The organism is Enterococcus ratti (assembly GCF_001886195.1).
Lineage (GTDB): Bacteria > Bacillota > Bacilli > Lactobacillales > Enterococcaceae > Enterococcus_B > Enterococcus_B ratti.
Genome location: NZ_JXLB01000021.1, coordinates 15374 through 36305 on the forward strand (window position 1 = coordinate 15374; position 20932 = coordinate 36305).

The window sequence follows — 20932 nt, forward strand, 5'->3', positions numbered from 1 at the left end:
AAAATCACTTTGCGAAGTTTAGGCATTAGAAAAGCCAAACGGGTCGCGTTCAGCTTTATCATTGTTATGACATCTGACTTTAACAATTATAAGAATGATAGAGTCAGTCCAATTTCTCTTCATCTTTCGGCAATAGGTTATTTTAGCATATTTTTATATTTTCTGCAAGTTTACAGTTTACTATTTCATTTCTTGTAATTGTTGTACTACTTCTATTAACCCCATACCATTGCTACCTTTTAAAACAATACTGTCTTCTGGCAATATTTCTGCTTTTACTGCTGCAATCAGCTGTTCTTTTTCTTTTTCAAAATACTTTACGTTCCACTTAGGATATTTTGCTGCCAAAGCTTCTTTTAACACTCGCATCTGTGGACCATACAAAAAGACAACCGCATAATCCTTTGGTTTAATATGTTCCGCCATTTTTTCATGCATCTGTGAAGCCTCACCACCTAATTCCAACATATCCGCCAGTACAGCCATTCTTCTTCCTTTAGTCGGCAGCTTAGCAAATGTGTCTAATACTAAACCCATAGCCGTTGGATTGGCATTGTATACATCACTTAAAATAGAGGCCCCGTTACCAGCACTCAACCACTCCGTACGGTTTTGAGTCACTGAAACTGTGGCTAAACCAAGACGAATCTCTTGTGAGCTCAAGGCAAAAAATCGTCCCACTGCATAAGCAATCAAGGCGTTTGTTACGTTGTAGCTCCCCGGTAAAGGAATCATGAAAGATTCATGTTCTACCACAAAATATGTCTGTGTTTTTTCTTGCCTTGTGACTTTGGCGGATAAATTCCCCACATTTATCCCAAATGTTTCAATTGATTGGGTCAAATTTGCAGTAAGCGATTTTAATAGAGGCTCCTCTTCCGGAATAATTAATAATCCATCCGCAGCAAGACCCGCAGTAATTTCCATTTTAGCTCGGGCAATTCCTTTTCTTGAACCTAAATTTTCAATATGCGCTTCACCGATCATTGTAATTGCAGCAACTTTAGGATTTGCAATCAACGACAGTTCCATAATTTCTTTTTCATGATCCATGCCCATTTCTAAAACAATTTTTTCTGTATCAACTGGCATGTGTAAAATAGTATAAGGAAGACCAATGTTATTGTTATAATTCCCTTGTGTTTTATATGTCTGATATTTTTGGGATAAAACAGAAGCTGTTAAATCTTTCGTAGTTGTTTTTCCATTGCTTCCAGTGATCGCTATTACATCCGCTCCAATTTTTTGTAAATAATACTTTGCCAAATCTTGCATGGCTTTCAAAGGATCTTCTACAAAAATCACACCAATCTCGCTAGGCGCTTTGGTGGATTCTAAACTCCAAAAAGTTGCGACTGCACCGTTAGCGATCGCCTGTTGTATAAATTCATGTCCATCCCTTACTCCTTTTAGAGGAACAAATAAATGACCTTCTGCAATTTTACGGCTGTCAAATTCCACTCCTGTAATTTCGGTGAGAGCATCGTTTTTGCTTCCTACTGCTTGTGCAATTTCTTGTATTGTTAGCTTCATCATAAATCCTGCCTTTTCACATACAGAAGCCAGAACAAATGTTACTACATCCGCTCCAGCTTCTATTTCTTAGCTGTTTATTCATGTACTTCAAAAAAGCTTTGCCGTTGCTTAAAACGATTGATTCCTAGTTGAATCAATTCTTCAATCAAATCACCATATTGCAAGCCCATATTTTCCCATAATAACGGATACATACTAAATGGAGTAAATCCGGGCATTGTATTCAATTCATTTAAAAATAGCTCGTTTTTATTCGTCAAGAAGAAGTCACAACGACTTAATCCGCTTCCTCCTAACATCGTATAGGCAATTTTGGCATATTCTTGTGCTTTTTGATAAACTTCTTCCGGTACTTCTGCGGGAATTTGCATGTGGATTTTGTTGTTGAGGTATTTTGCCTCATAATCATAAAAGGCTACATCTTTGACCACTTCACCCGGCAAAGTGGTTCGCACGTCTTCATTTCCTAACACCGCAACCTCAATTTCACGTGCCTCGATCCCTTGCTCTACAATAGCACGAGAGTCATATTGATAGGCCATAGCTAAAGCATGTTGAAGTTCTTTACGGTTCTCTGCTTTAGATATTCCTACACTTGACCCCATATTTGCTGGTTTGACAAACATTGGATAAAGCAAGGACCCTTCACATTGATCAAAAATTTTCTTAGGGTTTTCCTTCCACTGATTTTTCAAAACAGGTACATAAGGCACTTGTGGCACACCTGCCGCTTGTAAAATATATTTTGTCATAATTTTATCCATTGCACACGCACTTGTCAGTACTCCAGCACCAACATAAGGCAAGTTCAATGTTTCTAAAAATCCTTGAATCGTCCCATCTTCTCCATTTGGTCCATGCAGTACCGGAAAAATAATTGTTCCTTCTTCTTTAATTTCTCCGGGGTTAATAACTTGTCCTGTGAAACCTTCTGTTGTTTTTCCGTTTGGATCCCATGTCAAATGCAATTCTTCTTTGCTAGTAGGTTTTTCTGTTAACAAAGGTCCTTTAACCCATTGACCGTTTTTACTAATAAATACAAGTTGAACTTGGTAATAAGTATAATAAATCGCATTAAGTACTGAAAACGCTGAGAGAATCGAAATCTCATGTTCTGCACTGCGTCCGCCGTATAGTAAAGTAATCTTCAAAAGATTGTCCTCCCGTATCCAATATCATTCCACTTTTACTTCATATTCTAGCATAAAATCAAAAGAAGCAAACCACTTATTTAAAAAAGTTCATCTAATCAATCGTCTAAAGACAAAAAATGCTGTGAGAATGCCAGCATCTTTTACCGTATATTTATTCTATTGTCTTTTATGCTCATCATACACGATTTCCTGATTTAATAACAAGTTATGAAAGAACCACTCCCAAGCTCCAATCAATAGCGCCGATGCCAATACTTTCATCCATAAATTCGAAAAATCATTCATAAAATCAAAATACAACCATAAAATAACGGTATAAGAATCTGTATCGGAGATTGTTACTGTAAAGTTTTCGACTTTTTGAAAAATAAACAAGTCGCCTAATTCATAAATCATAACAATAATAATTATTGAATTTATAAAACTAGTACTTTATAGAAACCAATTAACATGATCAACAAAATCCCCATACCACCAAAGCTTTTATCACTAATGCTTTGATAGGTTTTACTTTCTGATTCATCTCGTTAAATAAACGGAGCAAAGATATTGCTTTTTTAAAAAAAATGCTTACACCTACATTAATTACTAATAGGCGATAACCCAGCTTGATCTAGAGCTTTTACGAAAACTTGTCTAAATTTTTGATGGTCATATAAAGTAAATGGTTTAGGCCCTTTTGTCTTCAAACCTGCTTTTCGTAACTTTCCACTTTGATAACGCTGCTCAAGTAAAACATCAATAGTCGTTGCATGAAATTCCTTACCTGTCTGATGAAATACTCGAACACCTTTTGGCAGCACTAAAGAAGCTAATCCATAATCTTGTGTAATCAACAGGTCGCCTGTACGAATCATTCCTACAATTTTATAGTCTGCACTATCTAACCCTTGATCAACATAAATAAAATGAACATAAGTTGGATAGCTTTTTTGTGTATAGTGTGCAAGACTTGTGACAATGATTACTTCCAATTGATAAGAATACGCAATCTCAATGACATCTTCTTTAACTGGTGAACCATCTCCATCAATTATAATACGCATATCTTGTCTTCCCCTTTTTCCGTGTTCCATCAAAATTCTCCTTGCTAATATTGTCCATTGTCTATCAAAATCCAGTGCTTTTTATTTTAAATGACGAATATCATCACTAATTTATTCACTCGTTAAACAGGTTCTAATCTAATCAAAAATATTCAATCATTCATCAAAATAGAAAATAAATAGAAAAAATCCCTGAATATTTTAACTAAATAAATTAGACAAATGAATAAAAATTGTGATAGAACACTTTTGTTTGAACTTTGTGAACTAACTTTTTTATTGTTTTAATCCAAAAGATTCGCTTTATCTTGTTGATTCAAGCGATCTCCTAACTGAATTAGATGATACACCATTGCTATTAATACCCAGATGGTTGATGGTGAAAATCTTAAATTACTCATTTTTTTTAATTCATCAAAAACACTGAACTCCTGTGTTTAAAATTAATTTACCATATTTCTCTTTACATTATAAAATTCTCCGCTTGTAACTAAACACCGAGACGACTTTTCCATAAAAATGATTTTAACTCTTCTACTTCAAAATTTTCTTTTTTACGAAAAAATTATTTGGAAGACTCCACCTAAATAAAATATTTTCCTGTTAAAATAGCGTATACAAAATAAATAAGAATGTGAAAAAATGGAATTGTTGGAAAAAGAAACGTTCAATTATGAGTGTTATGATAAATTAATTGAACCTGTGCATTACGCTTTTTTTAAAGAAGAAGATTACCATCATTACAAAGCCGTTCTCGCTTTTCTTGCCTATCAAAACCAAGTATGGGTGCTAAGAGTACCAAGACTTGTACCTATCTAAAACGAGCACAATTTCCAGAAGTAAAGGTAACATTAACGTCTGAAGTAGCGGCATTGATAGAATCCGAGGTAAACAAATAAAAAAAGAGATGGAAGCTGAGATAAAGACACTTCAATTCATGAAAAAAACGTGGATTTTGGAAAACTACAAAAACGTTCTGAACAACGCAACCAAGAATTAATATAATTACAAAAAAACGCGAAACACTGTTTAAAAAATTTAACCACTTATATCAATTAACCCAAGACATTCATTTAGTGTATACAAAAGAAACCTCTTTTGATGCGTGTACTGATTTTCCTCCTCGTGTTAATCCGCAAGTGATGGAAGCCGTTGAAATATTGCCTGAAGCTTGTTTTACTGAAAAAAAAAGACCGTCCTTCATCTTACAAGTATTTACAAACATACCGAATAAAAGAAGAGATTGAAAAAAGCAATAAACTCCCTTTACAAAACAAAAAAGCATTAGTCATCTACCAATAGAACACCAATTTTACCAATTTATTTCATGAAAGATCAAAAAATGAAAGCTTTTGTTTATGGTCGATTTATGATCAAAAAAAGAAGCGATTTGCTGTGTTAAATTTTACGCTCATTAAATCTTAAATTAAAAGATAGATAACAAAATCTAACTGATCCTATTTTCCATCTTTTATAAGAATAATTCATGTAAAAAATGATTTATTTATTCACCTGCTTGCTTTTTACTAGCTATAAAATTATTCGTATACCAATAGCTTGCTTTCTCAACATACCATTGGTAAAAAATTCAACTTATTACAAATCAAGTAGCGTATATCAATTCTAATCATCATCTTCTTCATAATTAAATTCTTTGCATTTTTGTGAATCTTCTTCTTTTTTGAAAATGATCTTTGCATAAAGAATCGCGTCATAGTGATCATATTTTAACCATTCCTTTTCTATATCCGCTTACATAGTATTTTATAAATAATAAATCGTGTACATATTATCCAAAAAAATAAATATGAACAACAATAAAAGCCGCTCCCTCAAGGTAAACGCAAAGAAACTCAAACAAATTGAGTGACTTTTTTTACTTGAGTGGACCGGCTTTATCTTTCATTGGTAGGTACTTGAAATCTTCATTTACAAGTAGGCAAGTCCTTCTCCACAAAAGTCTTGCCCGACATTCCTGCATTCCGGCAGGTGATAATTTACGTATCATTATCTTATGTCGCCAAAATCAATTAGGCACATCTGTCTTCAGAGGCCTTCTCGACTCGTCGCATAACGTTACTCTAACACATCTCCTCTATTTATGCAAATTATGCGAATATTTTTTATTTTCTACCTGTTAAGAAGATTCATCAATCAATGAAGTGAAAACTTTTAATCAAATTTTTTCACGACACATATACCACTCTTCTTGTACTGATAGCTATTTTAGTTTTTCAATGCAGGGCTTTTTACACTAAAAATGTCCTTGTGCTTTCTGAAATAAGAACAGCATGAGCATACTATAAATTCCCACAGACCATGGTTTTAAAAGAATAATAATCTGTATATAATCTTTAAAAGATAATTTGGATAGCCCAGCTACTAAGCAAACTAAGTCATCAGGCGCAAAAGGAATGAGTAATGTCACACATAAAATCTTTTTAATATCTTTTGTTTTTTTTGTTACTAATTGATCAAATTTTTGATATTTTTTGGGAGAAAGAATCAATCGCACAAAGCTTACGCCATAATAACGTACCAATAAAAAACCAATGACTTCACCAATGATTAAACCGATGCAGCTATAAAGCAACCCGAAAAAGTTACCAAACATCAATAAGCCCACTACTGAAGAAATTCCTCCCGGTAAGATTGGAATAATCACTTGTACAATCTGCAACACAACGAAAATACCTACTGCATATCCGCCAAATTGCTGGATAAATCGTTGCAAAGAATCCGTCGATTCAAAAATGCCGTGCTGGTAAGCCCAAATAACTAGCACTAAAAAAAATAATACGCCAATAATCGGGATGATTTGTATATACTTGTGTAAATTCCTTTTCTTTTCCATTGCAGGTCTCTCCATTTTTTAATTTAAGGCTTTTCCAATAGATAAAAATAGGGTGCGTAGATAAACTTCTTCTTTTGAGAAATAAGTCGAAGAAACGAAAATAGCTTCCCTATCTTCGTGATTCTTCGACTTATTGGAAGTAGCCGGGTTACTTTATTTATGATCCAAATTTATGATCCAAAAAATTAGCAACTTTTGTTGTAATCAAATCAATCGCTACATGATTTTCGCCGCCTTCTGGCACGATAATATCGGCATAACGCTTGGTAGGTTCAATAAATTGATGGTACATGGGTTTAACCACTGTTAAATATTGCTCAATAACAGAATCTAACGTTCGACCACGTTCTTCCATATCGCGTTTAATTCGTCGAATGATTCGTATATCATCATCCGTATCCACATATACTTTAATATCCATCAGATCACGTAGCTTTTCATCTTCTAAGATTAAAATGCCTTCTAGTATAATTACTTCTTTGGGCTCTTGAATAATCGTTGCTTGACTTCTTGTATGAGCAACATAATCATATACTGGTTTTTCAATGGTGTGATAGTTCAACAGTTTTTTCACATGTTGAATCAGTAGATCATTATCAAAAGCAAAAGGATGGTCATAATTCGTATTCAATCGCTCTTCAAAGCTTAAATGACTTTGGTCTTTATAATAAGAATCTTGTTCAAGCATCATGATGGAATGATCCGGAAAATGATTGAAAATGGCACGACTAACACTCGTTTTTCCGCTTCCTGAACCACCCGTCACACCAATGATAATTGGTTTGCTTTTTGTCATTGGCTAAAACCTCTTTCATATCCATTTTTCATATCCGTTTTTGCATTCTTATCTATTATAGCGAAATTATCCGAAAATACTATCTTTTTCTGAAAATTAATACTTTGTCATTTCCAAGATAGGGTAAAGTTCTTTTAATGAATCAATTCGATAAGTTGGCGCAATTTCAGGAACTTCTGGCAAATTATTTTTATTGAACCAAATGGTGTCAATTCCTGCCAAGTTTCCACCTTTAATATCTGAAGTTAACGAATCACCAATAATCACCGTTTTCTTTTTTTCAAAATTCGGGATATGTGAAAATATATAGTCAAAAAAAGCCTTCATTGGCTTTTGTGCCCCCACCTCTTCAGAAATAAAAATCTTTTTAAAATAATCAAGTATTTTTGCATCTGCTAATCGTTGATACTGTGTCTTTGCTACTCCATTTGTTACAACATATAAATCAGCCTGTAAAGCCAATGTTTCCAATAACTCGCGACTACCTTCAATAATATCGTGCCCTTGATTCAAGTAGTATCGGTAGCGTTTTTCCATCGCTAAGCTATCAATTGTTTTTCCAAACTGTTGAAACAACAAACCAAAACGGCTGCCAGTAACTTCTTCTCTTGTCATATGCCCTTTTTCAAATTCACGCCACAAGTGATGATTTAATGCTTTATAACTCATTTTTATTTCTGGCGTTAATTCAATCCCTTGCTCTGCAAATAACTCATTTAAAGCTTTTGCTTGTGTCAATTGGAAATCAAGCAATGTATCATCTACATCAAATAATACTGTTTTATAGTTCATTTGTTTTTTCTCCTATTTAAAATATTTTTCTAATTGCTTCAATTCGCTTAATTTCAGTGAGCGGTATTCCCCATCTCTTAACTGCGTATCCAGTTTCAAAGGTCCCATACTAAGCCGTTTTAATTTTGTAACTTTCTTTCCACAAGCAAGAAACATTTTTTTTACTTGATGAAATTTCCCTTCTTGTATCGTTACCCGCACCACACTGCTCTTTTTATTTGTTTTAACAATCTCTAACTGAGCAGGAAGACAACGATTCCCATCCTCAAAAATAATTCCTTTTTGAAAAGCCTCTACATCTAATAGTGTAACAGGTTCATTGATATGAGCCTCATACACTTTTAATACTTTCTTTTCCGGCAAAAGCATCTCATAACCTAACTGGCCATTGGAAGTCAACAATAATAACCCTGTTGTATCTCGATCAAGGCGCCCCACCGGATAGACTGGTTGTGTGCGATCAGCCGAAGCAATCAAATCCACCACCGTCATTTTTGTTGTATCTTTTACTGCAGTTACGGCACCAATAGGTTTGTTCATTAAATAATAAACCTCATGAGTAGCTAAGCGTTGACCGGAAACTTCAATCTCATGCAGGAGACTATCGACGTTGCGATTACGGCAAAATTCAATCTGTCCATCTATTTTAACTTGTTTTGCTGCAAATAATCGTTTCATTTCTTTGCGAGTAGTTTGCAGCGTTTCTTCAATTAATTTGTCTAGACGCATGTCAATTTCCTTTCCTATCCTAACAAGCATTATAACCTGAAAACAAAGTGCTGCAAATAACAAAGTGGTTGTTAACCCTTGACTTAATGTTGAATTAGCGCTACGGTTAATAAGTAAAGTGAATTGGATTTCTCATACACAGCGTAATAACCTGGTGGAGAAAAGTTGAATCCTGACTTTCTAAAGGCAGATGCGCGCATCTGTCTTTTTGCGTTTTTTTAAGCGCCCTAGCCAATAATGTGCAAGAGAATAGCCATGGAAAGTTCACTTAAATAAAAGCTGTCAGTTCTTTTGCCGACAGTCCATTTTAAGGAGGAATTTTGGTTATGTCAGTATCATTAGAAGTAAGTAAAAGAGAAGTGCGCCCCCGTTCGTTGAGAAACAAATTGCGTCATGAAGGCAAAGTGCCAGCAGTCGTTTGTGGGTACAATGTTGAAAGTACGCCAATTTCTATCGATGAACAACTGCTTAATAAAATATTACGTGAAAATGGTGCAAATATTGTTATCACAATGGATATCGCTGGAAATAAAGTCAACACTTTAGTCCATAAAGTTCAAAAAAACACTTTTACTAATCATTTTGAACATGTAGAATTTTTATCTGTTAATATGACCGAAGAAACAGAAGCTGAAACAGAAATTGTACTTGTCGGTGAGGCAGTTGGTGTGAAAAACGGTGGTACATTAGCGCAACATCTCTACACAATTATGGTTTCTGCTACACCAAACAATTTACCTGAACGCATTGAAGTCGACGTCACTAATTTAGATTTAGGCGCTGCGATTACCGTTGCCGATTTACCTAAGAACAGCGACTATGCAGTCGTTTCTAACAGCGAAGAACAAATTGCAGCGATTACAGCATCAGCAGATGAAACTGAAATTGGAGAAAGCCAACCAGAAGTGACGGGTTCAACGGAAGAATAGGACGAATTTACTCGTGCCAAAAGCGTTGGTAAACTTCGCTTTTGACACGCTTTTTCTTTTCTTAAATAAATCTTATATTTTTAAAAAAAGTATGCGATTTTTGTTGCATTTTTTTAAAAACTTTATTAGAATGAATCCTCGTTACAGTAAGTAAAATTCGTTTATCCTAGACGAAAAGATGATCGCTATCTATTCGATAAAACAAAGGAGGTTAAACAGATGTTTGAAAACTTTGACAATCGTCGCAACCGATATGCCTCAATAGGCGTTGTATCGAGTTTGCCAGATGAATTGATTGATAGTATCTGGTTGATTATTGACCTAGACCTTAAGGGAGTTATTCCTTTAGATCCTATTTTAGCCTTTGATTTAATCGATAATCATGGGAAAGTGACGTTGTACTTTTCTCCAAGAGAAAGTGAGATCGAAATGGCAATTGACCTGCCATTCTCCTATTATTCAGGCTTTCCCAACCAAATATATGTATATGATGATGGAACAAAAGAAACCATTCTTTTGCCAAGTGAGATAAAACAGTAGTAAGAGGCAACAATAGTTGTTCTCTTTGATTGATGGAACTAGGCCAAGCAGTTGATCGTTTGAATTAATTCATTGAATTTGTTCGTGATTGCTCTTGGCTTATTTTATGATGTGTTTTATTGAAATTATTTATGAAAATTTCAAGGAATAAAACTAAAGAAAACACTTCGTTTTTTCATTGATTTCTAATTGGTATTCTTAGGATAAACGCTATATACTACTAACTAAATTTCATAGACAATAAGGAGTTTAAAAGATGCGCGATTTAACAAAAGGAAGTCCTGCTAAACTAATTTTGATGTTCACCGTTCCTTTACTTATTGGTAATGTCTTTCAACAGTTTTATAATATGGTTGATATGATCATTGTTGGACAGACATTAGGAAAAAACGCGTTAGCCGCTGTTGGTGCTACTGGAAGTTTAACCTTCTTGATCATTGGTTTTGCCCAAGGGTTAACTGCTGGGTTAGCCATTATTACTGCTCAACGTTATGGTGCAAAAGATTATCGCGGGCTTAAGAAAAGTTTTGCTGCAAGTGTTGTCATAAGTTTGGTTGTCACTATCGTTTTAACTGTCCTTAGTTTAGTATTTATTCGTCCGATGCTTCAATTGATGCAAACGCCTGTAGAAATTATTGATCAAGCACAAACATTTATTTCCATTATTTTATTGGGAATTTTTGCATCAATGAGTTTTAATCTGTTGTCTAATGTCATTCGCGCACTGGGAGATAGTCGAACACCACTTTTCTTCTTAATTATTGCAGTCATTATCAATGTGATACTTGATTTAATTTTTATTATTGCTTTTGGTATGGGGGTCGAAGGAGCGGCAATTGCTACTGTCATTGCCCAAGTTTGTTCTAGTTTATTATGTTTGATCTACATTAAGAAAAAAATTCCGTTATTACAATTACGTAAAAAAGATTTCAAATTTCATAAAGATGAAATTCAAGTTCATTTAAATGCTGCTTTACCCATGGCCTTTCAATCTTCTATTATTGCGATTGGTGCCATTGTCTTACAAGCTGCTTTAAATAGTTTAGGAACAGATGTTGTAGCTGCCCAAGCTGCAGCAGGTCGTATTGACCAATTTGCAAATCAACCAATGATGTCTTTTGGGATCGCGATGGCTACATTTACTGCTCAAAATTATGGAGCAAAGGAATATGGTCGAATTTTAAAAGGAGTCAAGCAAACACTGATGATGAGTATGGGTTTTAGCTTAGTTGCTGGAGCCATTGTGATTTTCTTTGGTCATTCTCTCATGCAGTTGTTCGTTTCACCTACTGAAACTCGTGTTTTTGAACTAGCACAAACCTATTTCAATATCAACGGTTCATTGTATTGGATCTTAGCGATTTTGTTCATCTTGCGTTACACATTGCAAGGACTTGGTCAAAGCAAAATACCAACACTTGCGGGAATGATGGAATTAATCATGCGTTCTTTTGCAGCGATTATTTTAACTGGTTTATTAGGTTATACGGGCGCTGCTGCTGCTTCTCCTCTTGCATGGGCAGGTTCAGTTGCTGTTTTACTTTATTCTTATCTTCGTTCAATGAAACGATTAAAACAATTAGACAATGAACAGCATTTTTCATTGGATGGTGCTGAAATACATTATGAAACAGTTCATTAAACTTCTTTAAACATAAAAGAGCGTTTCTACTCAAAGCCGAGAGAAACGCTCTTTTTTACTTATCTTTTTTCACAAAGGCTTTGATTACTTTGAAATAATCAATATGCGCATGATTATATTCTAAAACTGTAAATTGAAAATTTTGGAGTTGAATGACCGTTCCTGTCTCAACATTCTTTTCATAATAAGACATAAAGCCAGCCAATGTAATAAAAGAAGATTGAGCAAATTCAGGAATAGAAAGATCAAAATAACGCTCAAAATCATCCAAGGTTAGCTTCCCCGATACAATGTAACTGCCATCATTTTGTTTAGCGATTAAAGCTTCATCTAAATCTGTTTCATCACGAATTTCTCCTACAATTTCTTCTAAGATATCTTCAATCGTCACCAACCCACTTGTTCCCCCATATTCATCTTTTAAAATAGCAATGTGCTTTCCTTTTTTGCGCATGATTGTTAGCAATTTTTTGATAGGAATGGTTTCCACCGCAACGATTGGCTCTTCAACCAATTCTTCTACCGGTAATTGATCATCTTTAAAAGATTGTTTAATTAATTCTGGTAATGTTACATAGCCAAGAATATTGTCTTTTGATTCTGAAATTACAGGATAACGTGTGTGTCCTCGTTCAATAGACGCTTGAATTGCTTCTTGGACTGTCTCTGATGCATCAAAGACTTGCATGGATGTTCGATCGACTTGAATATCTTTAGCTAATGTATCATCAAATTCAAAAACATTTTCTAAATAATGATATTCTTCTTTGGTTAGTTCTCCTTTTTCATAAGAATCTAAAGCCACCAGCGTCAACTCTTCTTGTGATAGAGTCTCTTCTCCTTCTGAAACCAACTTGACTCCTAAAAGTTTACCAAGCGATGCCGCTGAATGATTGAGTATCCAGATGAATGGAAACATTAATTTATAAAAATAATGCAGTGGACGCACCACAAACAAGACTACTTGTTCTGTATTTACAATGCTATAACTTTTAGGCAAAAGCTCGCCGATCACTACATCGATGTATGTGACTAAAATAAATCCTAAAGTGACAGAGATCGTACTGCTTAATGCAGAACTAAACGCTAGTCGACCGATCCAAGGTTCTAATAGCGCCGCTACCGATCCTTCGCCGACCCATCCAATGATCAAACCGGTTAATGTGATCCCTAATTGGCTCGCTGATAAATAGTTATCTAAATGATGGGTGACATGTAACGCTAATTTAGCATTTTTTACGTTTTCTTTTTCCAATTGTTCCAAACGTGAACGCCGTATTTTTACTAAAGCAAATTCACTTGCCACAAAAAACGAAGTCACAACGATCATCAAAAATAATATGATGAAGTTAAATACCATAAATTTTCACCTCTCTTTTCCTTTTTATTGTACCTCTTTTTTAAAAAATTTGGGTAAAAATAAGGTTGTAAAACAAGTCATTCATGAGGAGAAAAATCCGAATACTTCAAAAAATTCTTGTCAAATAAAAAATAAGTTTATAGGCTTGAATTCTTTTTATTACAATGAGTTTGTAATAAAAAGAATTCAAAGGAGTAACTAAATGGAAAAGCTTTTTGAGGAAAAAAAGACAAAAAAAAACCGTAAACGATTAAAGAAAATGGAAAAGCTAATTGAAGAGCAAGGGCTAGATGCTGCCTTTGCCTCTCTTGCCACTAACTTTTATGACGAAAAAACGATCACTTTTATCATGAAAAACTTAGAACTACCGCCATGGATTGATCGTCAACAAAAAACAAGCCAATTAATTAAAAATAACAAAACAAATATAGGTATGCGAGAACTTGAGGTTGAATCATTTAATGATCTTATTAAAGAACACGGGGAAGCCACAGCATTCAAATTCCTTGCTAATGGGTTTCATGATGCAGAAACAATCGCCTTTATCATGAAAAAATTAGAATTGCCACCCTCAATTGATCGTCAAAAAGCAACAAACAGGTTAATTCAAAAAAATAAAACACTCCGTGAAGAAATAATCGAAAATTTCAATCAAATTCTTGCAGAAAAAGGCTGCAATGACCTTTTAAAAGGCCATAATACAGACAACGATTTTACGGTAATTTGTAATGGTAGACGTGATGCCAAAGGTATTAAATCAATTATCGATCATCTAAATTTACCTGAATCGATCAATCGGATAGAACTAGCCAACAAATTCATTAAAACAAATCGAATTTGTTTAGCCCTCGTGTACAAATTAAATCCAATGCTGGAGAAGTTATGTGATAAGCAAGCGATTGATAGTGTCTTTAAACAAATGCAGCTACCTGAACATATAGAAAAAGAATTCTACCCTATAATTATTAAAAAAGCCTTAGCACAGCATCAATTAGACGTTGAGAAATATCAAGAAAACTACAAAAATGAAATACGAATACAAAAAAAAATAGCCTACGCAAAAGCATTGCAAAATGAAATTAAACGTGATCCAAATTCTATTTATTTCAAAAAATTACAAGCACAAGAGCAATCAACAAATCATGTATCAGTGAGACAACAAAAAAAGATATCGGATCGAAATCATTAAACTGCAAAAAGAGTGAGTAAGAACCTATTGAAACGTTCTTACTCACTACTAGTTTTAAGTTATTTCTTACGTTCTTTTAACCATGTCTTTCGAGTCAAACCAATAAGTAAAGGAATTGTCTCGTGCTTTACTTCACTGTATTCTAATCCAAACCACGTTTCTGGTGTCGTAGCAATTTTTTTAATTGCAAGTTTTGCCTGCATGATCTGGCGCTCCCATTTCCCAAGTGTGGTAACATTTGAAACAACTTCATCAATTAAAATAAATTGAAAATCTCCGACTTCTCTTCCCGGCGTTAAAGAATAAGTTTGTGGTTGTTTGGCTAATCGACCTTGCTTCATTAAGTCGTGAATAACTTGGCGAATATATACATTGATTTCTTGTTGCACTCTAAATCCTAAAAATAAGTTGACTTGTATAACGAAGTCTGTCTCCATCATATCTACTTGATATTCTCTCGTATAAGGCTCATCCGTTACTTCTACGTGAACAAACCAATAAACTCGCGCTCTTTTTGGTCGTTTATCAAGAATGGAATAAACAAATTGTCGACCGACCTTCCCTTTGGTCATATCAGGAACTAAAAAAACAACATTGGTCTGATAAAGCGGCAAAGAATCGTCTGCTCTTAATTGAGCTAATTGCGGAATGTAGTCTTTTAATGCAACATCTTCTGCCGCTGCTTCTCGGATGATGTTTCCTTGCTCCCAAATAAACATGATTGCTAAAATAACTAAAGCAATCAATACAGCGACAAAACCACCATGGAAAAACTTCACGAGACTGGAAATAAAAAAAACGCTCTCAATGGCACCGAAAAAAAACGTAATGAGCCAAGCAAACCATTTAGCATGATGATTTTGAAGCAAGTAAAAATAAAGCAAAATAGTTGTCATCAACATTGTAACGGTAATAGCAAGACCGTAAGCCGCTTCCATATGGTGAGAAGTTCGGAAAGTGACAACAATCAGTGAACAAGCAAGCCATAAAATTAAGTTAACAGCCGGAATATACATTTGCCCAATGCTGCTACCCGGGTACATGATTTTCAATCGCGGTAACAATTTCAATTTGATTGCTTCAGATACTAACGTAAATGAACCAGTAATCAACGCTTGTGAAGCAATAATCGCAGCAATGGTAGAAAATATCACCCCAATCACCAGCCAGCCGGTGGGCAGCATCTGAAAAAATGGATTAAGATTAACTATTTGCTGCATTTCTTGATTTTGATACACGTTTAATAGCCAGGCCGCTTGACCAAAATAATTTAATACTAGACACAGTTTAACGTAAGGCCAACTAAAACGGATATTCGATTTTCCAACATGCCCCAAATCTGAATACAAAGCTTCAGCTCCAGTAGTCGCCAAAAAGATGTTTCCTAAAATGAACAGGCCTAAATGATTCTCTGAACTAAAAAGCAATTGAATAGCATACAAGGGATTCAACGCGCGAAGGATAGTCCAATCTTGACTAAAATTTACTAATCCCATCATGCCTAAAAAAGTAAACCATAAAAACATAATCGGTCCGAACGCTTTTCCAACAATTTCTGTACCAAAGCGCTGGACCATAAACAATACAAAAAGAATCACTAATGTAATAATAACAATAATATTTTGGTTGTCCCCAAAGCGTTCAAAAAATTGGGGAATTCCTCTTAATCCTTCAATAGCAGTAGTAACAGTAACCGCAGGAATCAACACTCCATCTGCTAGTAATGCTGCACCGCCAATCATGGCAGGTATAATTAAATATTTCCCACCCTTTCTAACTAGCGTATATAAAGAAAAAATCCCTCCTTCTCCATGATTATCAGCATTTAACGCAATGACTACATACTTAACTGTAGTAAGTAAAGTCAACGTCCAAAAAATCAATGAAACTGAACCAATCACAAATTCCGGATTGATTCCTTGAAGACCGCCGTTATCTTCTACGATAGCTTTCATTACATATAATGGACTCGTACCGATATCTCCGTAAACGACTCCCATTGCAACCAAAAGGCCAGCCATGGAAATTTTTTTCGTATTGTATTTTGTAGACACATGTCCCCCTCTTTTCTATTGGCAATCACTATTTTGTATTACCTGTTCTCTAATTCTTCAGAAAACGCCTCTTCAGTGTCAAATAATTATACAAGATTTCCCTTAATCCTGTCGACGAATATAGTCTACTAAAAAAGAATAACAGCTCAAACAAAAAAGCGTTCCTATGAGTGAAGGAATAAGATAAAATCCTCTGATAGAAGGGCCCAAATCACCAAGGAAAAATTCTCCTAACCAGCTACCTAAAAAACCAATAACGGCATTTCCAGCAACGCCACCCGGTACTTCCTCATTTAAGATCAGGCTAGCAATCAATCCCAAAATACCGCCTACAACCAATGTCAGAAAAAATTGAATCATCCTACTTTCCTCCTAATAAACAACCCTTCTTTAGTTTACGATATTTTGAAAAATAGATAAAAATTAAGCATTTATTCTAGTAATGCGTCTATACAAGCCTAAATATTGATTAAACACAAAAAGTGCAAGACAAAAGAAATAAACCTTTGTCTTGCACTTGATAATTAAATGAATAACGAGAGAAGAAATAGCAAAACTGAACAAACTACACCAATCTTCTTTCTCAAAAATCCCTTTTTTCTTTTAAGTTTGAACCTTTCAACAAAAAACAACACACTGGCTATTTTTCTAGGTTGCTCATTTCTTACGTTAAAGAGTTATTTTGTCGCTTTTTCTGGACTATTTTCTGCTAGCATAGCTTTTCTTGAAAGGTTTATGCGTCCTTGCTTATCGATTTCAGTCACTTTTACTAGAACTTCATCCCCAAGCTTGACCACATCTTCTACTTTATTCACCCGTTCATTTGAAAGCTGAGAAATATGAACTAGTCCGTCTTTTCCTTTAATCAAGTTGACAAAAGCCCCAAATTTTTCAATACGAACAACTTTGCCAAGGTATACTTCTCCGACTTTTATTTCTTTTGTTAAGTCTTCAATAATTTTAATTGCTTTTTGAATCATTTCTTTGTCTGAAGAAGCAATACTTACTTTGCCATCTTGATCGATATCAATTTTCACTCCCGTTTCTTCGATGATCCCATTAATCGTATCGCCGCCTTTACCGATTACATCTTTAATCTTTGTCGGTTCGATTTGGATCATTTCAATTTTTGGTGCATATGGACTTAATTCTTCACGTGGTGTTGAAATCGTTGAAGTCAATTCTTCTAAGATCTCCATGCGAGCTTTTTTGGCTTGTGCCAATGCTTCTTTTAAGATTTGTTCAGTGATTCCTTGAATTTTGATGTCCATTTGAAGGGCAGTAATTCCTTCTTTTGTTCCAGCAACCTTAAAATCCATATCTCCTAAATGATCCTCTAAGCCTTGAATATCAGTCAAGATCGTGTAGTTTTCACCATCTGACACAAGTCCCATCGCAATTCCAGCTACTGGTGCTTTGATTGGTACACCAGCATCCATCAAAGCTAATGTTCCTGCACAAATACTTGCTTGTGACGAAGAACCATTTGATTCTAGCACCTCGGCAACTAAACGAATCGTATAAGGAAAATCTTCTTCTGAAGGAATCACTTGCGCTAATGCACGTTCACCTAAAGCTCCGTGTCCGATTTCACGACGTCCGGGAGAGCCAGCACGCCCCGTTGAACCAACAGAAAACTGCGGAAAATTATAGTGATGGATGAATCGTTTGCTTTCTTCCACCCCTAGTCCATCAATAATTTGATGTTCGCCAAGTGGAGCTAATGTACAAGCAGACAATGCTTGCGTTTGTCCTCGAGTAAATAACCCAGAGCCATGAACACGTGGTAACAATCCTACTTCTGAAGAAAGCGGACGGATTGCATCCAACTTGCGACCGTCAGGACGAATTTTGTCAATTGTAATTAATTCACGAACGACATCTTTTTCTAAATCTTCTGTAATTTGCTTTACTTCTTTTAACAATTGTTCTTCTTCTTCATGACCAGCAAATTTTTCTGCGTAAGCCTCACAAATCTCAACTTTTACTTGGTCAATATTTTCTTCGCGCGCTAATTTTTCTTCTGTCATTACAGCCGTTTTCATTGTTTGATAGGAAGCATCAAAAATTTCTTTTTTTAATTCTGCATCTACTTGTAATAATGAAACTTCCATTTTTTCTTTTCCGACTGCTTGCACAATTTCTTCTTGAAAAGCAACTAATTCTTTGATTGCTTCAAACCCAAACAGCAATGCACCCAACATGTCTTCTTCAGATACTTCTTTTGCTCCGCTTTCAACCATATTGATGGCTTGCTTTGTACCAGCTACACTTAATTCAATATCAGTTTGTTCTGCTTGCACTACCGTCGGATTAATCACATATTCGCCATTTACACGACCGACTTCAACACCAGCAATCGGTCCATCAAAAGGGATATCTGAGATTGAAAGTGCTAAAGAAGAACCCAACATTGCTGCCATTGCCGGTGAACAATCAGTTTCGACACTCATGACGATGTTTGTGACCTGAACTTCGTTACGAAATCCTTCAGCAAACATTGGACGAATCGGACGATCAATTAAACGCGCAGTTAACGTTGCTTCTGTGCTTGGTCGACCTTCACGTTTGATAAATCCTCCTGGAATTTTGCCGGCAGCATACATTTTTTCTTCATAATTGATTGTTAATGGGAAAAAATCCGTATCTTTTGCTTCTCTTGAGGCAACAGCGGCACTTAAAACTACCGTATCACCATAGCGAACTAAAACAGCTCCATTCGCTTGTTTTGCTAGTTGGCCGACTTCAACCTGTAAAAGACGACCTCCCCATGTCGTTTTGAATACTTGTTTTTCTGACATAACTGCTCCTTTTCTTTCTCGTGAAAGCAAGACGCTACTAAACAAATGAAAACCATTAAACACAGCTTAAACAGCTTTCATTTGGTTAGTAGGAGTCTAGCATGCTTTTGACGAGAATAGTTGTATTATATAAGTTAAAAAAAGTGAGATTCATTTGAACCCCACTCTTGTTAAAATTAACGGCGTAGACCTAAACGTTTGATCAATTCACGGTAACGTTGAACGTCAGTCTTACGTAAATAAGCTAACAAATTACGACGATGACCAACTTTTTTCATTAAACCGCGATATGAATGATGATCTTTTTTATGCGCACGAGCATGCTCATTCAAGTGGTTGATTTCTTCCGTTAATACAGCAATTTGTACTTCTGGAGAACCAGTGTCCCCTTCATGGCGCGCATATTCTTTAATGATTTCATTTTTTCGTTCTTTTGAAATTGCCATTTTTTTCACCTCTTTCAATTTTCCCCTGTGACTGAGTAAAACGTTGGTGATTCGCTTAACCAAGTAACAGGCAGTGTGCTTTGTACACACAGTTATACTTTACCTGAAACTATCCAAGAAATCAAGAAAAGAAACATTAAGAAATTTAAGTTTTTAAACAATCTTTCTTCTACTTTTTAAAATTTATGTTAAACTATAATGCGAAAATAGACTAATAATAGTCACAAAAGAAAGGGGTACATCGTTCATGATTACAATGGACAATATCATCCGCGAAGGAAATCCCACTTTACGTGAAGTTGCTGAAGAAGTTTGTCTTCCATTAAAAGAAGAAGAGATCGTCTTAGGAAAAAAAATGCTAGAATTTCTAAAAAACAGTCAAGATCCTGAGAAGGCAGAAGAACTACATTTAAGAGGAGGCGTTGGGTTAGCTGCCCCTCAATTGGATATTTCAAAGCGTATCATTGCTGTACATGTACCAAATTCTGATCCAGAAATAGCAGAACCAACGTTAAGTACCGTGATGTACAATCCAAAAATTCTCAGTCATTCAATTCAAGAAGCATGTCTAGGAGAAGGTGAAGGCTGTCTATCCGTTGATCGAGAAGTACCGGGGTATGTGGTTCGCCATGCAAAAATCACGATTTCTTATTATGATATGGACGGTAAACCTCATAAGATCCGTCTGAAAAATTACGAATCAATCGTCGTCCAACATGAAATCGACCACCTTAATGGTGTAATGTTTTACGATCATATCAATGAAAAGAATCCCTTTGCACTTAAAGAAGGTGTACTGGTCATCAAGTAAAATTTAAGGAAAAAATGATGAACATGATTTGATTTAAACGTCCAGTCCTCAAAACTTCCACGTTTTAAGAGCTGGACTTGCTTCACATCAAACAATCCTTGAAATTAGTTTATGCCAAAAAGATTTCCAAAACTAAAACAAATAAAAATTAAAAACACTCTCCATACTTTGAAATTAAATAGGCGATGAAAACAAAAACAGCGTCTTCTAAAAACAGAAAAAACTTCACAAAAATTATTTTTCAAATTTTTGT

General features: G+C 35.1%; 18 protein-coding genes and 1 pseudogene. 6 read left to right on the forward strand and 13 right to left on the reverse strand.

Annotated elements, in window-relative coordinates; translation table 11 throughout:
* Window positions 1-180: 180 nt before the first annotated feature.
* From RV14_RS09540 to RV14_RS09555, 4 genes and pseudogenes are all read right to left on the reverse strand, one after another.
* A complete protein-coding gene (locus tag RV14_RS09540) occupies window positions 181-1533 on the reverse strand; it encodes a UDP-N-acetylmuramoyl-tripeptide--D-alanyl-D-alanine ligase (protein WP_071856053.1) in 1353 nt (450 codons plus the stop codon).
* 77 nt (window positions 1534-1610) lie between these two features.
* Window positions 1611-2687, reverse strand: coding sequence for a D-alanine--D-alanine ligase (locus RV14_RS09545; RefSeq protein WP_071856037.1), 1077 nt, complete (start codon window positions 2685-2687; stop codon window positions 1611-1613).
* 159 nt (window positions 2688-2846) lie between these two features.
* Window positions 2847-3213, reverse strand: a pseudogene (locus RV14_RS09550) (DUF2512 family protein).
* Window positions 3214-3271: 58 nt separating this feature from the next.
* The gene (locus RV14_RS09555) at window positions 3272-3736 is read right to left on the reverse strand and encodes a YaiI/YqxD family protein (RefSeq protein ID WP_071856054.1); all 465 of its coding nucleotides are present in this window, start codon (window positions 3734-3736) and stop codon (window positions 3272-3274) included.
* 642 nt (window positions 3737-4378) lie between these two features.
* On the opposite strand from RV14_RS09555, the gene RV14_RS12270 reads away from it, so the two are divergent.
* Window positions 4379-4555 (forward strand): hypothetical protein, encoded by a 177-nt coding sequence (locus RV14_RS12270; RefSeq protein WP_167359852.1) that lies wholly within the window; start codon window positions 4379-4381, stop codon window positions 4553-4555.
* A gap of 1435 nt (window positions 4556-5990) precedes the next feature.
* Here RV14_RS12270 and RV14_RS09565 read toward each other — a convergent pair.
* The 4 genes from RV14_RS09565 to RV14_RS09580 all read right to left on the reverse strand — a co-directional run bounded on the left by RV14_RS09565 (window position 5991) and on the right by RV14_RS09580 (window position 8907).
* Window positions 5991-6590 (reverse strand): TVP38/TMEM64 family protein, encoded by a 600-nt coding sequence (locus RV14_RS09565; protein WP_071856038.1) that lies wholly within the window; start codon window positions 6588-6590, stop codon window positions 5991-5993.
* Window positions 6591-6747: 157 nt separating this feature from the next.
* Window positions 6748-7386 (reverse strand): uridine kinase, encoded by a 639-nt coding sequence (udk, locus tag RV14_RS09570; protein ID WP_071856039.1) that lies wholly within the window; start codon window positions 7384-7386, stop codon window positions 6748-6750.
* Window positions 7387-7482: 96 nt separating this feature from the next.
* Window positions 7483-8178, reverse strand: coding sequence for a YjjG family noncanonical pyrimidine nucleotidase (locus tag RV14_RS09575; protein WP_071856040.1), 696 nt, complete (start codon window positions 8176-8178; stop codon window positions 7483-7485).
* Window positions 8179-8190: 12 nt separating this feature from the next.
* On the reverse strand, window positions 8191-8907 hold the full coding sequence (locus RV14_RS09580) for a 16S rRNA pseudouridine(516) synthase (protein ID WP_071856041.1): 717 nt from the start codon (window positions 8905-8907) through the stop codon (window positions 8191-8193).
* 326 nt (window positions 8908-9233) lie between these two features.
* Here RV14_RS09580 and RV14_RS09585 point away from each other — a divergent pair, with 326 nt between their 5' ends.
* The 3 genes from RV14_RS09585 (at window position 9234) to RV14_RS09595 (ending at window position 12018) form a co-directional block, all read left to right on the forward strand.
* Complete coding sequence (locus RV14_RS09585; protein WP_071856042.1) at window positions 9234-9836, forward strand: 50S ribosomal protein L25/general stress protein Ctc; 603 nt, start codon at window positions 9234-9236, stop codon at window positions 9834-9836.
* A 219-nt stretch (window positions 9837-10055) separates the two neighbouring features.
* The gene (locus RV14_RS09590; protein ID WP_071856043.1) at window positions 10056-10376 is read left to right on the forward strand and encodes a DUF960 domain-containing protein; all 321 of its coding nucleotides are present in this window, start codon (window positions 10056-10058) and stop codon (window positions 10374-10376) included.
* Window positions 10377-10632: 256 nt separating this feature from the next.
* Entirely contained in the window at window positions 10633-12018 is a 1386-nt protein-coding gene (locus RV14_RS09595; protein WP_071856044.1) for an MATE family efflux transporter, read from the forward strand.
* A 55-nt stretch (window positions 12019-12073) separates the two neighbouring features.
* Here the strand turns inward: RV14_RS09595 and RV14_RS09600 are convergent, their stop codons facing one another.
* Window positions 12074-13378 (reverse strand): hemolysin family protein, encoded by a 1305-nt coding sequence (locus RV14_RS09600; protein WP_071856045.1) that lies wholly within the window; start codon window positions 13376-13378, stop codon window positions 12074-12076.
* Between the two features lie 259 nt (window positions 13379-13637).
* Here RV14_RS09600 and RV14_RS09605 point away from each other — a divergent pair, with 259 nt between their 5' ends.
* Window positions 13638-14567, forward strand: coding sequence for a hypothetical protein (locus tag RV14_RS09605; protein ID WP_143139761.1), 930 nt, complete (start codon window positions 13638-13640; stop codon window positions 14565-14567).
* A gap of 59 nt (window positions 14568-14626) precedes the next feature.
* On the opposite strand, the gene RV14_RS09610 is transcribed toward RV14_RS09605, so the two are convergent.
* From RV14_RS09610 to rpsO, 4 genes are all read right to left on the reverse strand, one after another.
* Window positions 14627-16621, reverse strand: coding sequence for a KUP/HAK/KT family potassium transporter (locus RV14_RS09610; RefSeq protein ID WP_071856047.1), 1995 nt, complete (start codon window positions 16619-16621; stop codon window positions 14627-14629).
* A gap of 102 nt (window positions 16622-16723) precedes the next feature.
* The gene (locus tag RV14_RS09615) at window positions 16724-16981 is read right to left on the reverse strand and encodes a GlsB/YeaQ/YmgE family stress response membrane protein (protein WP_071856048.1); all 258 of its coding nucleotides are present in this window, start codon (window positions 16979-16981) and stop codon (window positions 16724-16726) included.
* 317 nt (window positions 16982-17298) lie between these two features.
* Window positions 17299-19422 carry a polyribonucleotide nucleotidyltransferase gene (pnp, locus tag RV14_RS09620; RefSeq protein ID WP_071856049.1) on the reverse strand — a complete coding sequence of 708 codons (2124 nt, stop codon included), beginning with the start codon at window positions 19420-19422 and terminating at the stop codon, window positions 17299-17301.
* 176 nt (window positions 19423-19598) lie between these two features.
* Window positions 19599-19868: a 30S ribosomal protein S15 gene (rpsO, locus tag RV14_RS09625; protein ID WP_071856050.1), complete on the reverse strand. Its 270-nt coding sequence runs from the start codon at window positions 19866-19868 to the stop codon at window positions 19599-19601.
* 247 nt (window positions 19869-20115) lie between these two features.
* On the opposite strand from rpsO, the gene def reads away from it, so the two are divergent.
* Window positions 20116-20679, forward strand: a complete 564-nt coding sequence (gene def, locus RV14_RS09630; protein WP_071856051.1) for a peptide deformylase — start codon at window positions 20116-20118, stop codon at window positions 20677-20679.
* Window positions 20680-20932: the final 253 nt, after the last annotated feature.